Source organism: Lysinibacillus sp. 10T31, from assembly GCF_056394365.1.
Window position 1 is genome coordinate 1 of sequence record NZ_JBFTHS010000279.1, and the last position, 359, is coordinate 359.

The window sequence follows — 359 nt, forward strand, 5'->3', positions numbered from 1 at the left end:
CCGGTACCCGCGTTATAGGCAGCCTTGGCGTCCACACCAAAGGTGAGGTTGAAGGCGCTTGGCACCCAGGACAGTTGCTGCTGTAAAACACTGTTTGCCAGGTTCTCCATGGCCGTCGGGTAGTTGGGCGTTTTCGGATCAAGTGCGACGCTTTGCCGGACCGCCTCGGCGGTGGCCTCGTTGAATGATTGCACCAGCAACAGCGGCAGGCTGTAGCTGACGATCCCGTAGAACACCGCAAAAAAGATCACGAACACCAAGGCGAACTCAATCGCCACAGCACCTTTTTGCTTTTTGGGGAGGCCTGATTTCATGAGTGCGTCTACCCTGACAACGACTACGTGGTATGAGCATAGAAT

At 55.4% G+C, this 359-nt stretch carries 1 protein-coding gene; it reads right to left on the reverse strand.

Going from position 1 to position 359, the window contains the following annotated elements; genetic code table 11:
- Positions 1–314: TadE/TadG family type IV pilus assembly protein (locus AC1DCY_RS28030; protein WP_477356141.1), on the reverse strand; the 314-nt coding region annotated here is incomplete at its 3' end.
- Positions 315–359: the final 45 nt, after the last annotated feature.